The sequence below is a fragment of the Streptosporangium sp. 'caverna' genome (genome assembly GCF_003203775.1).
GTDB classification, from domain to species: Bacteria; Actinomycetota; Actinomycetes; order Streptosporangiales; family Streptosporangiaceae; genus Streptosporangium; species Streptosporangium subroseum.
Window position 1 is genome coordinate 874,088 of the sequence record NZ_CP029711.1, and the last position, 13,106, is coordinate 887,193.

Genomic DNA, 13,106 nt, shown 5'->3' on the forward strand with positions numbered 1-13,106 from the left:
CCTCGTCTGATACAGGCGCTGACCGGGGTCAACCAGAAGCCGGCCCTCGCCGCCGCGGATCGAGACGGCCCGCGGTGAGGACGGCGAGCCGTTACTGCGGCAACGGATCATCAATGGTCACTAAAACCGTGTCTCATGTGGGAGTGACCGGTCGTTCGGTGCGTCATCGAGTGGATCCTGTCCGCGCTGTCTACAGTTGCGTTCTCGCCTCCTCAACCTGGCGCATGACGGCCTGGGCACCGCTGGCGTCGGCGATTGAGCCCGCCTCGTCGACCAGCGCCAAGGCGTGATCACGGCGGCCCTGTGCGGCTGTGACGTAGGCCAGCCCGACCAGGTTCGCGGCAACACCGGGCAATAGCCCGATTTCTCGTCGAAGCCGCGTCGACTCCTCCAAACGCTCACGCGCAGCGTCCAGCCGGCCGGCGAGGTGGTCCGCATATCCCAGATGCCGAAGCGCGTACGACATCGTGAGCTTGTCGCCGACCTGCGCCGCAAGTTCATATGACCGTTCGAGAAGGGGAACCGCGGTGTCGTTGTCCCGCATGGACATCTGGTGGTAGGTGCCGGCCCAGAACAGCGCCTCGCCTTCGCCTCGTACGTCGCCGAGCCCCTGGTAGAGCTCGGTGGCGCGCTGGAACAAGGCCAGTTCGTCGGGATTTTCGGTTCGCCGCTCATGAGAACGAGCCTGCATGATCCGGCCGCGTGCCAAGGCGAGATCGGCCTCGACCATGTTCAACTCCCGCTCCGCTGCGTCCAGCGCATCGGCATCGCCAACGAAGACGGCCCGTTGGCAAGCCAGCCTGGCCCGTTCGATTCGATCTTCTGTACTCATCGTCTTCCCATCCACCCATATGCGTCTGCGTGGCCCACTGCCGCACAACGCATTATTGGGTGGCCGGCTGCTGCGAGAACACCGATCCCTGGCGCGAGAAGTGGTCTGACGGGTTGTGTTATGCGGGTTCGGGCACGGATTGGACGGTTGCCGGCGACGACTCCTCGACCATCGGCGGCTTGAGGAAACCGGTCCCCCAGGCGACCGCGATGGCGACCACGGAGAAGATCAGACCGGTGATCACGGTGGCGGAAGCGCCGTAGTCGTCGATCGCGATATCACCGGCGAACGCGCCGAACGCGATGCCGACGTTGGCCGCGGAGACGGGCAAAGACTGCGCGAGCCGGCCACCGGGGCCGGCTATGCCTTCAACGCGTCGGTGATCATGAAATAAAGTGCCGTTGCGAGGGCGTTTCAGGTCGTTCGTCGCACATCGATGCTGAGCGCCCTCGCCCTATTTCCGTAGGGATCCCTTGGACTCCTTCATCTGGAGGATGTCCGGTCTCAGGCGTCCTACTTCCACTCGATGATCTGGAGGTAGTTCCCGTCGGGGTCGGCGAACGTGCCGAACCTGCCCTTCTCCCGGTCCTCGACCGAGATCCACTCCACGCCGGCCGCCTCCAGCTGGGCCTCCACGGCGTCGAAGTCGTCGACGTGGAAGTTGATGATCGTGCGACCCGGTTCACTGTTCTTCGCCTCGACGTCGTCGCGCCCGTCGATGACCAGCAGGAAGCCGCCCAGGTCGATCGCGCCCTCGCCGGTGGACTCCGGCGCCAGCGCCTTGATGTACCAGGCCCGCAGCTCGGCGGGACGGGTCGTGCCGAGCAGCATGCTTCCGAGCTTCAGCGTTGTCATGTCGAATCTCCTTGTTGTGTGATCGCAGGTCGCGGCAGAGGCCATCGCCACGCGTCCCGCGTGCTACTTGAAATCGCGTTCCGCTGCCTCGGCGGCGCGCTTGACGGCCGCCAGTCGACGGTCCCAGTCGGCCGCGAGCGAGGACATCCACCGCGTGGTGGCGTCCAGGCCGGCGGGCCGCAGCGAATACCTCACCTCGCGTCCGACCCGGCTGCCGACGACGAGTCCGGCGGCGTCCAGGACGGCGAGGTGCTTGACGATCGCCTGCCGGGAGACGGGGAGCTGCCCGGCGAGCGTCGTCGCGGTGGCCGCGCCCAGCGCGGCGAGGAGGTCGAGCAGCCGACGACGGGTGGGATCGGCGAGCGCGACGAGAACGCTGCTGACCTCCTCGACCGCGTCATCGGATTCCGCGCTCACACAGCCGACTCTTCGACGCGCTTCTTCGCCGCGTCGAGGACCTGCGGCCAGCCGCTGGAAAGGTCCTCGATCGTCCTGGCGCGCACCTCCTCGGACACGGCCAGCGCGGCGAAGCCGCTCTCGACCACGGTGAGGCGGGTCTTGTCACCCTCGGCGGACAGCGTGAACTCCACGAGGGTGCTGTTGCCCTCGGTGAGCTCCTGGCCGGGGGAGGCGGGGGCCCAGCGGTACGCGACGTACGACGGCGGCTCGACCTTCACCACGCGCACCGGGAAGTCGCCGTTCTCTGGGTTCTTGGCCATCGTCGACTCGCCCTCGACGGCGGTGGTGCCCTTGATGCTCTCCGGGTCGGCCACCCAGAAGCCGGGTGCGGACACCAGCGACCAGACGCGTTCGACCGAGGCGTCGATCAGGGTGTCGCGCTCGATCCGGTCTTCGTTCACGAGGAAACTCCTTCACATGCCGACATTAACGTGCAACCTGATTGTTGCACGTCGATCGACCATCGTGCAACTAGTAGGTTGCACGACGGTCGGGGACGCCGGAGATTGTCGAGCTCTGACCCGATCACCGACGCGAAGGTGCCCCCCGGAGACCTGCTCCGGGGGGCACGGGTTTTTTGTGTCGGATCTCCGAGAGGCATGAGCTTGCGTCTGTCAGCCTCGGAGCCCGCGGGATCGTGTCTGTCAGGCCGTGTGCCGTGACGTCACGGCCTTGGGATCGCGGTCAGGGCGCCGCGATGGTGTAGGTCGATCCTGCCTGGGTGGCGAAGGTGATGACGTTGCCGCTGACGGTGGGGGTCACGGTCCCGCCTCCGACCCGGTTGATCACGACGGTCTGACCCGGCCACGGGTTCTGCAGCTTGACGGTCTTGCCCGCCTCGCTCGTGATGTCGACGTAGGTGACGCGTCCGCTCTGGAAGGAGCTGGAGATCACCAGTGCGTCCTTCTCCCGGAGCTTGACGAAGCTCGCGTTCTTGTTCGTCGGCCACACCGGGAACAGGCGCACGATGCCGTCGTCGCTCTGCAGGAGCAGGTTGTTGACGGCCTCCGTCGCTCCGCCCTTCTCCAGACCGTGGAAGTTGTCGCGGATGCGCAGGTTGGCGGCCATCTTCGTGGTGATCTGGTTCTTGAGCTGGTCGATCAGGCTCTGCGCCGGGTAGCCCACCCGGGCCGCCTGGGTGAAGACCTTGGGGAAGCTGTTGTCCTGGCCCCAGGAGTTCATCACGTTCAGCGTGTTGATGGCGATCTGGCGGTCGGCGGCCGGGGAGTTGATGCCCAGCACCTCTCCCGGGTGGATGAACTCCAGGTTGACCGTGTTGTCGCCGGGGTGGATGTTGCGGGTGTCGTTACCCGTGATCGTTCCCGGGTCGGCGAGCGCGTAGACGGTCTGCCCGTTGTAGACGGTCGTCGGAGTCGCCGGCAGGTGCTGCAGGATCTGCGTCCACGTCGCCCTGTCCGCGGTGTCGACCCCCAGGTCGGTGCTCGCGTCGATGAGGCCCGTGAGGAGATACTTCAGCAGCCCGACGTCGGGGCTTGAGTTCTTTCCCCAGAGACCCTCGTGCGGGCCGGTGAAGAGGTTGTACCGCTGCGCGGCCGCGTCCCACTCCAGGTAGTTCTTGAAGAAGGCGGCGACCTCCTTCATGAAGGGGTAGGACTTCGTGGACAGGAAGTTCCTGTCCTGGGTGTAGTCGTAGTAGGCGACGAACTGCGACGCGGTGAACAGGGAGTTGCCCACCTGCTGGTGGTAGTTGTCGTCGGCCGTCGACCCGAAGGGCCCGATTCCGACGGGGAAGAGCAGGCCGCTCGGCATTCCGCCGCTCGGGAACCGGCCGCTGATGTAGCTCGGATTGACGCGGGTGAGGTCCTGCTGCGCCCGCCGCCTCGCCTCGGGGACGTACGCGAGGATCAGGTCGTAGTAGGGCAGGGCGAGGTCCGCCCTGTTGCTGGAGTAGGCGCCGTAGAAGTTGGCCACGAAGTTGTAGTTCAGGTGCATGTCGCCGCTGAACTGGGGTGAGTCCGTGGTGGCCCAGATCCCGTAGAGGCCGGGCGCGGTCTTGCCCGCCCTGCTGGAGGAGCCGAGCAGGTAGAGGGAGCCGTAGTAGTACTTCTCGAGCACGTCGTCGTTGAGATCGACGTACGACTTGAGCCAGTACTGCTTCCACCACTCGACGTGCTGGGCGTAGAGGGTGTCGAGCGACGCGGGGGTCTGGCCGTCGACGATGGTCCGGGCGCCGGGGGCCGGGTCGGCGGGGTTCTGGCCGCCGCCGGCGACGCTCGTCACGATGCGGACGGTCTGGCCGGGCTGGAGGTCGAAGACCATTTTCGCGGTGGCCCCGCTCGCGGACGGGCTTCCCACGAGGTTCGCGCCGATCGCGCGGGTGGCCAGTGACGCCCGGGAGACCCAGCGCGAGCCCGTGGGGGTCGCCCGCGTGGCCCACGTGGTGGTGCCCGACACGCCCGAGGTGTTGGTGAAGCCCGACCGGGCGTCCTGGGAGCCCGACCAGGTCTGGGCCTGCAGCTGCGTCGCGGTGGAGCCGTTGGACGTTATCTGCGTCACCACGACGTTGTCGTTGGCCGCCGTCCAGGTCTTCATCGTGACGGGGACGCCGCCGATGGTCATCGTGGTGTCGACGTCGCCCTTGAGGATGTTCTGCTCCTCAAGGAACGGGCCCGACGTCGGCGGCGGTCCCGAGCTTCCCGGGCCGTAGAGCTCCAGCTGGCCGATGCGGGCGCGGGGGTTCTGCTGGGAGTCGGAGGTCGTGCCCTGGGTCGGTTCGCTGATGCTCAGCCGTACGTAGCGGGCGCTGACGGAGGTGATCGTCTTGTCGGTGACGTTGGCCGTGTTGTTGACGACGGTGTCGGCCGTGGCCCAGGTCGTGCCGTTGACGCTGGTCTCCAGCACGAAGTTCTTCGTGTTGTTGGCCGTCTCACCGGACCGCGCCGCGCCGTCGTGCCTGACCACGTAGCGGGCGATGGTCTTGGCCGATCCGAGGTCGAGCCTGATCGACTGGGGTTTTCCGACCTCGGAGACCCAGCCCTCGTAGCCGGCGGCCCACTGCCCGTTCACCGCCCGGCTCGCCGGGAAGCTGGGGTGCGAGCTGGACGCCGTCGCCGACGATCCCAGGGCGAGGTTCGCCGAGGGCGTGCTGCCGCCCGCGGGCGCGATCGTCACGCCGCCGAGCGCGACCAGGGAGGGCGACGGGTTGCCGGCCCAGAAGTTTCCCTTGGAGATGTAGAACGTCTTGAAGCCGTCACCGCCGCCGGAGGTGACGCCGATGTCGCCGTTGCCGAGGAGCGCGGTGTTGGGCATGCTCCGGCTGACGGCCTCGCTGTACGCCTGGTTGGTCCACTGACCCTTGATGCCGGTCAGCAGTTGCTGGACCTCGGTCCACTGTTGCGTCGGTGTGGGGGTTGCCGCCTGCGCCTGAGGCATCAGCGCGAGGTTCGTGACAACCGAGACGGTGAGGACAACGGACAGGGTCCGCAGGGGGTGCCATCGTCGTTTACCGATCACGACATGTCCTTTCTCGATGAGATCGGGGACGTCGCCCCGATCGAGCCGGGTGCCGGCCGGTTCCGGGTGGACCCGGCCGTTCCCCGGCGGATCCCGGAGGCCGGCCGGTCCCCGGTGGTTGCCGGGTGCGGGCCGACTCCGATGGATCCCGGGCGCCGGCCGGCCCCGGTGGGTCCCGGTGCCGGCCGACGCCCGATGCCGTCGTGTCCTGCGGTCGTACGATCGTGCGGTCTAGCGGGGTGGTGAGGTCTCACCGGGCGGCCCCGGGGGAGGGGAGGCCGGTGCGACGTTGAGGTTGGACAGCACTCCGACGCCGGGCACGTGCCCGGCGGCCGAGGCGACCGGGGCGCCGAGACCGGCGAACGTGGGGTCGACGTCGAACAGGGCGATGACCGACTCGGCGGTGGCCGCCCCGCCGATGGACTCGCGGTTGGAGACCCCTCGTTCCGCGACGCGTACGCGGACGGGATCGCCGTCGAGGACCTCCATCGCCTGTCCCCAGAGCGCGCCGGACGCCGACTGCGGGGTCAGCCTGAGCAGCGCGACGGCCAGGTCACGGCGGCCGAGCTTGGCGAACCCGTTCGCCGTCACCCCCGGCCACGCGCAGAACGCCCCTCCCGCGCCGTGGTCCGGGCGGTCGGAGAACGCGGCGATGGGATCGTCCGGCGACAGGGCCCTCATCCAGGTGCCCGTCAGAAGGTGCTCGGTGACGAACGTGACCATGTCGCGGCGCTGGGTCTCGCTGAGGTCGTCGTGCATGGCGGCGGCCACCAGACCGAAGTCCAGGGAGTGGCCGATGGTCTCGACGCCGTCCGGGTGGCGGATCGACCAGCGTCCGCCCTCGACGTAGAGGTCGAGCACCGCGTCGGCGAGCGTGCGGGCCTCCGCCTCCGCGCGGACGGCGTCGTCGTCGCGGCCGCGGAAACGGAGCAGGGCCGCCAGCGAGCGCATCATGGCCACGTAGGCGGCGTTGAACGAGGTGACGACGTTGATGTAGTTGGGGACGCATTCGAGGAGCCGCCAGGAGTCGTCGCCGAAATCGGCCAGGACACCCCCGGTCGCCTCCCTGCGCCTACCCTTCCAGCCGTAGGCGAGCCGCTCCAGGTGGTCGGCGACGGTCGCCTCACCCACCCGCTCGTCGAGGAACGCGAGGTCGCCGCTGACGCAGATGTAGTGCTCCACCAGCCGGAACAGCGAGCAGTCGTTGGCGGCGTAGTAGTTGCCGAGCGGGCCTCCGTTCCTGGCGTCGATGCCGAACGAGTCTCCGTAGGGGCCGCTCAGGACACGTCGGAGCCATGACTTGAGCCCGGCGGGTTCCAGGAGCGCGTACATGCGGCTCCACTCGGAGTGGTCCCAGTAGAAGGTCGTCGTGGGACCGAGCCGGGGCCCTCCGGTGAGGAAGATCGGCTCAGTCGGGCTCGCGTACAGGTTGCGCATGTACAGCACGGTCAGCGCGCCCATGTAGTAGGCCCGCGCGAGCTCCGGATCGTCGGCTCGCAGCGCGGGCAGATGCCCGCTGAAGTCGTCGTTTCCTGGGGTGAACATGTTGTCCCAGTGCCGGCGCATTCCCTGCTCGGTGCCGCGGAGGGCGTCGGTGAAGGCGCGGGCCGTACGGCCTGCCGCGGCGGTGACGTCGGCCCGGTCGGTCCCGTAGGCGCACACGACACCGATGGTGCGGGTCTCGCCGGGGCCGAGGGTGAGGGACCAGATCGCCTGCGCGCCGCTTCCGAGCTCTCGGATCTCGGTGGGCGCCGTGTCGAAGGCGTAGGCCGCCCGCGCCGGTGAGCGCAGGTCGGTGACCGCGACGGCGCCGTCGGCGATCGACGAGCTCCAGCGGCGCGACAGCGACCAGTGCCGGGTCGTCGCCACCTCGCGGCCGTCGAGGACGAGGGTGACCTGCCGGTCGCCGAGGACGACCGAGACCGCGTGCCACCGCCCGGCGGTCAGGGAGGGGGCGTCGGCGTGCTCCCGTTCGCCGGAGATGCCGAACCAGAGCCGGCCCCCCTCGACGCCGAGCTGGAGCGAGTCGGGGTGGTTGCCGTGGGTGAGGATGACGCCGTCGCCCTCCGGCGTGGACGGGCGGAACTCGAAGCTCAGCACGAGACCGTCGCGCAGCTCGAACTCGTCGCCCTCCAGCGTCCGCTGCGTCGACGGCTCCAGCTCGGCGTCGCCGGCGAAGACGAAGACCGGGTCGCCGCCGGACGCGGGGAGGCACCGGATGCCGCGGATCGTGCCGCCGGCCGCGTCATGCCGGGGGAGGACCTTGTCCTGGCTGAAGTGCGAAGGCAGCTCGTACTCCAGCAGCATGGCCGCGTCGGCCTCGTCCCGCTGGATTCCGGGGACCCTCGGCCGGCCCAGGCGCATCCGCCGCGGTCCCGCGCCGAGCAGGTAGGGGAGGTGCTCGCTCCGGGCACGGGTCGTGTCGCGGATCCGTTCCAGGGTGACGAAGTCGTGGTAGTCGCCCTCGGTCCACGGAACGTCGTAGAGCCAGCCCCAGCCCACCTCCGAATGGGACATCATCGCGAACAGGTCCTGGCTGACCGTGCAGGTCCAGGGGACGGCCCGCTCGTTGGTGACGTCGACCTGCCAGAGCAGCAGGTTCTCCGACAGGGCCATGCGCGTGTCCGACCGTACGGTCACCTCGGCGGAGCGATGCTCCCGCTGCACGCCCCAGGGCTTCCACCGGTAGCGCTGCGCGGCGAGTGCGACGCCGTCGAGGCGGAGAACGCCGGTGTGATAGCCGAGGGAGAACGGCGGGGCCGCCACCCAGGACAGCGACGTGAGGTCGTGGTTGACGTGGCCCTGGCCGCGCTGGTTGCGCAGGGACGGCAGGTGCGCGAGCTCGGAGGCGTCCATCCACTCGCCGGCGACGTCGTCCAGGTCGGGGACGCCCGCGGGCCGCCCCTCGGCGGAGGGGCGGGTGGAGGGCGCCTCGCTGAAAGTGTCCGTTTTCATGGTCACTTCGACGACCCGGAGGTGAGGCCGGCGATGAACTGCTTCTGCACGAACAGGTAACCCACCACCGGCACGATCGCGGCGAGGAACATGATGCCGAACAGCTGTCCGTAATCCACGGAATATTGACCAATCGTCAGGTACAGGCCGGTTGTAATGGTCTGACCCTGTAGCGGGCCGAGAATGAACAGCGGATTCAGGAAGTCGTTCCAGATCCACAGCGAGGAGAAGATCGCGACCGTCGCCGTGGCGGGCCGGACCAGGGGCATGACGATTCCCCACCAGATCCGCAGCCCGCTGGCGCCGTCGAGGCGGGCGGCCTCGATGATCTCGTTCGGAACGGCTCGCATGAAGCCCACGTACACGAAGACCGCGAAGGAGAGGTAGCCGCCGCCCAGGTTGGAGAGGATCAGCCCGGGATAGCTGTGGTCGAGGCCGAAGAACGTCAGGATCTGGATGGTGGGCAGCAGGATGACCTGCGGCGGGATCATCAGACCGGCGGCGAGCAGGGCGAGCACCGCCGCCCGCGCCTTCGTCTTCCTCCGGGAGATGTAGAAGCTGAACGCGGAGGCGAGGGGGATGAGCAGCGCCACCGAGAAGACGACGTCGATCAGGGAGTTCTGCAGGCCGAGCTGGATCAGGCCGTCGGGCCTGGCCAGCGCGGTGCTCAGGTTGTCGATCGTCGGCGGGATCGGCAGTGCTTCGGGGCTTTCGAGGATCTGCGACTGCGTCTTGAAGGCGTTGACGATCGTCAGGTAGATCGGGGCGACGAACAGCAGGGTCACGACACCCGCGATGACGAGGCGTGCCCGGGAGCGCAGCACGTCGTTGATGGCGGTCAAAAGTTCACCTCACGGCGGCGAAGGAGGCTCGTGACCGACAGGGCGATGGCCGCGGACATGGCGAGCACCAGCATCGCGACCGCCGAGGCGTACCCGAAGCGGTTGTCGGTGAAGGCGAGCTTCACGATGTAGAGCGCGGTGGATCGGGTGGAGTTCGCGGGGCCGCCTCCGGTGAGGACGGTGATGACGTCGTAGAGCTTCAGCACCGTGATCAGCGAGATCGTGACGCTGATGGTCATCCCGGGAGCGATCAGCGGGAACGTGATCCTGGCGAACCTCTGCCACGTGGTGGCGCCGTCGATGGCGGCCGAGTCGTACAGCTCCACCGGGACTCCCTGCAGGGCGGCGAGATACACGACGGTCGTGAAACCGGTGAGGATCCAGGTGACGACGACGCCGATGGACAGCAGCGCGAGGTTCGGGCTGCCGAGCCAGGCGATCGGCGCGTCGATCAGCCCGATGCGCTGCAGGATGACGTTCAACAGGCCCTGCTGGGTCAGGATCGTCTGCCACACGAAGCCGACGATCACTCCGGACAGCACCTGGGGCAGGAACGCGACCGTCCTCATGACCCGGTAGCTCAGGTTGGTGCGGTTCAGCATCATCGCGAACGCGATGCCGATGGCGTTGGCCGCGATCGTGACCCCCACCGCGAGGATGAGGGTGAAGCCGAGGCTGGCGTGGAGCTGATCGTCCTGGACCATCTCGACGTAGTTGTCCAGGCCCACGAAACCACTGGTGGCCCGCAACGGGTTCTCGTCGGTGAAACTGCTTTTGAGGCTGAGCAGGAGCGGTAGCACGAGGAAACACAGGTACAGGCCGAAAGCCACGGCGGCTAATCCGAAGAGTCCGTTGTCTCTGCTTGCTCGACTCTTCCGAGTCCGCATGTCACTTCCTTCAGGCCCGTGTCGAGGACTTCGAAGGGAGGTGCCTCAACACGGGTCGTCGTTCGTTTGCCGATGGGGACTACTTGGTGGCGGTGTCCCAGGCCGTGTCGAGTTTGGCCATCTCGCCCTTGACGTCCGCGCTGGTGAACAGCGCCTGGCTGGCGGCGTAGAGCTGGTCGTTGAGGCCCGGCGGCATCGCGTCGTCGTTGCTGGCCCATCCGATGGAGGCGACCTTGGTGTTCTCGTCGGTGACGTAGGCGAAGGAGTCCTTGAACACCTGGCTCACCGTGACCTTGTAGTCGTCGAGGGTCTTGCCCTTGAGCATCGGGAACGCGCCGTCGCCCTCGATGAGCGCCTTCAGGTTGGCCGGGGCCAGGGACCACGCCTGGGCGAACCTGGTCGCGCCGGCCAGGTCCTTGGTCTTCGAGCTGATCGCCATGGAGCCGCCGACGGCGAAGGGGATGACCACGGAGCCGTCATCGGTGGGGACGGGGAACGCGCCGAAGTTGTCGGCGTTGTCCTTCGGGACGGAGCCCAGGAACCAGCTGCCCATCATGTACATGGCGGCCTTGCCACCGGTGAACTGCGTGATCGAGTCGGCGTACTTCACGCCGAGCGCGCCCTTGTCGAAGTAGCCCTCGGTGACGAGCTTCCGATACTTCTCGACCGCCGTGACGACGTTGGCGTCCGTGAACTTGACCTTGCCCGCGTACCGCTCCTGCAGCCACTGGGGGTTCTTGCCCAGAACGTCCGCGCTCAGGATGCCGACCAGCGGCATGCTGGCCGCGAACGGGTCACCGCCGCCCAGCTCCATCGGGGTGATGCCGGCGGCCTTGAGCTTGGCGCACACCGTCAGGAAGTCGGCCCAGGTCTTGGGCGGCTCCACACCCGCCTTGGCGAAGAGCTCCTTGTTGTAGAAGACCTCCGGGATGATCTGGGAGTTCGTGGGCGGGATGTAGACCTTGCCCTTGAGCGCGTTTCCCTGGGGGAGCAGGAAGTTGGCGTCCACCCAGGTCTGGTCGTAGGGGACGAGCAGACCGGCGCCGGCGAAGGTGGACGGGGTGATCGACTGCAGAAGGTCCGGGAACTGGCCGGAGGCCTGCAGCTGCTTGGCGTAGCCGTCCCTGTCGGTGCTCGGGGACGTGATCCGGTTGATCTTCACCCCGGGGGCCTCTTTCGAGGCGGCCGCGATCGAGTCGTTCCAGAAGGTCGAGTTGAGGCTGGGCGTCTCGAACGTCATGTAGGTCAGGGTGCTGGTGCCGCTGCCGGTGTCGCCGCCACTGCCGGCGCTCGTACAGGCGGTGGTCAGGGCGAGGGCACCGACAACGCATGTGGCGAGCATGGTCTTACGTATCAAGATCGTCCTCCTTCGGTCGTGTCGCACGGTTGAGTTTTTCGTCGAGCATGGTCCGGCGAGCTGTATGCAGGCACCTTGCGATAACGTTATCCCGAGAATAGGAAGTTTCGCCGTTGTGTCAAGGGTGTTGCCCGGATCGAAACTTGACGGGCACGGGCACCGATATCCGGGTGGATAGGTTGGCGCCCGGGAAAAAGGGGAGGATCGCAGCGATGACCGAGCGCACGGTTGAGGGCACCGCAGGGCGACGCCGTGGCAAGCGGCCCACCATGCTGGATGTCGCCCGCACGGCCGGAGTCGCGCTGCGCACCGTGTCCCGGGTGGTCAACGACGATCCCACCGTGGGTGAAGACCTGGTCAAACGGGTGCGCGCGGCCATCGTCACCCTCGACTACGAGCCCGACGAGCGCGCCCAGCAGCTGCGCCGGGGCGTCAGCGGCACCATCGGCGCCGCGGTGCGCAACCTCGCGGACGCCCACCCGGTGCTCAGCGCCATCGACCAGGCGGCGCGGAAGGCCAAGCTCACCGTGCTGGCCATGTCGACCGAGGACGAGGAGCAGCGCGAGCGCGAGGCGGTCATGTCCATGTGCCGCAAGCGCGTGGACGGGATCATCATTGAACCCATAAGCGCCAACCACCAGTATCTGGCGCCCGAGATCGAGGCCGGAATGCCCGTGGTGGCCTTCGACCGGCCGACCGGCGGGGTTCCCGCGGACGCCGTCCTGTCGGACAACGCCGCGGGCATCGGCACGGCCTTCCGCCACCTCGTCCAGCACGGGCACAACCGCATCGCCTACATCGGCGACCACGAGCGCATCTTCACCGGCCGCGAGCGCGCCGCCTCCTTCCGCGCCTGCGTCACGGCCAACGGCGGCCCGCTGGAGGGCATGGTCCACGCAGGGGCCGTCGAGCCCGCGCGCATCGCCAGCGCTCTGACCACGGCATTCGACGGTCCCACGCCCGCGACCGCCCTCATCACCGGCAACGTCGCCACGACCGTGGAGGTCCTGCGCTACCTCGGCGCCGACGCCGGCCGGATCGCGATCGTCGCCTTCGACGACTTCCTGCTGGCCGACCTCCTGCGCCCCGCCCTGACCGTCATCGCCCAGAACAGCGCGACGATAGGGCGGACGGCCATAGAGCTGCTCCTGGCCCGCGCCGCCGATCCCACCCGGCCGGTCCAGAGCGTGACGGTCCCGGTCGAGCTCATCCCCCGGGGGTCGGGCGAGCTCCGGCCGTAGGCCGGTCGGGCGCCCCGCGCCTCACCCCGTCGCTTCACCCCCGCGGCCGTCTCGCCCCGTCCCGCCGGTCTGCCACCCGCCGCCTCGTCCCGCGGGTTCGCCGCCCGCTGAGCCGCTCCGGAATCGGCCCGTCGTGCGCGATTCCCTCTCGCCAACCGCGCGCCGGGCAATGTTTCTGTCATGTCACAGAAAGCCTTTGCCCAA

Annotated in this window: 11 protein-coding genes; 1 reads left to right on the top strand and 10 read right to left on the bottom strand. The window is 68.1% G+C overall.

The features are described from left to right. Nucleotides 1-190: 190 nt before the first annotated feature. From DKM19_RS04140 to DKM19_RS04185, 10 genes are all read right to left on the bottom strand, one after another. Nucleotides 191-832, bottom strand: a complete 642-nt coding sequence (locus DKM19_RS04140) for a tetratricopeptide repeat protein (protein ID WP_110694547.1) — start codon at nt 830-832, stop codon at nt 191-193. Between the two features lie 118 nt (nt 833-950). Next, nucleotides 951-1,163 (bottom strand): hypothetical protein, encoded by a 213-nt coding sequence (locus DKM19_RS04145; protein ID WP_110694548.1) that lies wholly within the window; start codon nt 1,161-1,163, stop codon nt 951-953. 182 nt (nt 1,164-1,345) lie between these two features. Continuing rightward, a complete protein-coding gene (locus tag DKM19_RS04150) occupies nt 1,346-1,687 on the bottom strand; it encodes a VOC family protein (RefSeq protein ID WP_110694549.1) in 342 nt (113 codons plus the stop codon). 63 nt (nt 1,688-1,750) lie between these two features. Beyond that, complete coding sequence (locus DKM19_RS04155; RefSeq protein ID WP_110694550.1) at nt 1,751-2,104, bottom strand: helix-turn-helix transcriptional regulator; 354 nt, start codon at nt 2,102-2,104, stop codon at nt 1,751-1,753. Continuing rightward, entirely contained in the window at nt 2,101-2,547 is a 447-nt protein-coding gene (locus DKM19_RS04160; RefSeq protein ID WP_110694551.1) for an SRPBCC domain-containing protein, read from the bottom strand. Before DKM19_RS04160 ends, DKM19_RS04155 begins: the two co-directional genes overlap by 4 nt. A gap of 283 nt (nt 2,548-2,830) precedes the next feature. Continuing rightward, nucleotides 2,831-5,620 carry a discoidin domain-containing protein gene (locus tag DKM19_RS04165; RefSeq protein WP_110694552.1) on the bottom strand — a complete coding sequence of 930 codons (2,790 nt, stop codon included), beginning with the start codon at nt 5,618-5,620 and terminating at the stop codon, nt 2,831-2,833. Nucleotides 5,621-5,851: 231 nt separating this feature from the next. Further along, complete coding sequence (locus DKM19_RS04170; RefSeq protein WP_110694553.1) at nt 5,852-8,575, bottom strand: laminin G domain-containing protein; 2,724 nt, start codon at nt 8,573-8,575, stop codon at nt 5,852-5,854. A gap of 2 nt (nt 8,576-8,577) precedes the next feature. Then, complete coding sequence (locus tag DKM19_RS04175; RefSeq protein ID WP_110694554.1) at nt 8,578-9,417, bottom strand: carbohydrate ABC transporter permease; 840 nt, start codon at nt 9,415-9,417, stop codon at nt 8,578-8,580. Next, the gene (locus tag DKM19_RS04180; protein ID WP_204358646.1) at nt 9,414-10,247 is read right to left on the bottom strand and encodes a carbohydrate ABC transporter permease; all 834 of its coding nucleotides are present in this window, start codon (nt 10,245-10,247) and stop codon (nt 9,414-9,416) included. The genes DKM19_RS04175 and DKM19_RS04180 overlap by 4 nt, the downstream gene beginning before the upstream one ends. A gap of 136 nt (nt 10,248-10,383) precedes the next feature. Further along, nucleotides 10,384-11,661: an ABC transporter substrate-binding protein gene (locus DKM19_RS04185; protein ID WP_204358647.1), complete on the bottom strand. Its 1,278-nt coding sequence runs from the start codon at nt 11,659-11,661 to the stop codon at nt 10,384-10,386. A 212-nt stretch (nt 11,662-11,873) separates the two neighbouring features. Between DKM19_RS04185 and DKM19_RS04190 the strand changes: the two genes are divergently transcribed. Next, nucleotides 11,874-12,902: a LacI family DNA-binding transcriptional regulator gene (locus DKM19_RS04190; protein ID WP_204358648.1), complete on the top strand. Its 1,029-nt coding sequence runs from the start codon at nt 11,874-11,876 to the stop codon at nt 12,900-12,902. Nucleotides 12,903-13,106 lie beyond the last annotated feature (204 nt).

What these genes read in the sequence shown, in the direction of transcription:
- DKM19_RS04150 (WP_110694549.1), bottom strand. Translation starts at nt 1,687, where the DNA reads ATGACAACGCTGAAGCTCGGAAGCATGCTGCTCGGCACGACCCGTCCC.
- DKM19_RS04170 (WP_110694553.1), bottom strand. Translation starts at nt 8,575, where the DNA reads ATGAAAACGGACACTTTCAGCGAGGCGCCCTCCACCCGCCCCTCCGCC.
- DKM19_RS04190 (WP_204358648.1), top strand. Translation starts at nt 11,874, where the DNA reads ATGACCGAGCGCACGGTTGAGGGCACCGCAGGGCGACGCCGTGGCAAG.
- DKM19_RS04140 (WP_110694547.1), bottom strand. Translation starts at nt 832, where the DNA reads ATGAGTACAGAAGATCGAATCGAACGGGCCAGGCTGGCTTGCCAACGG.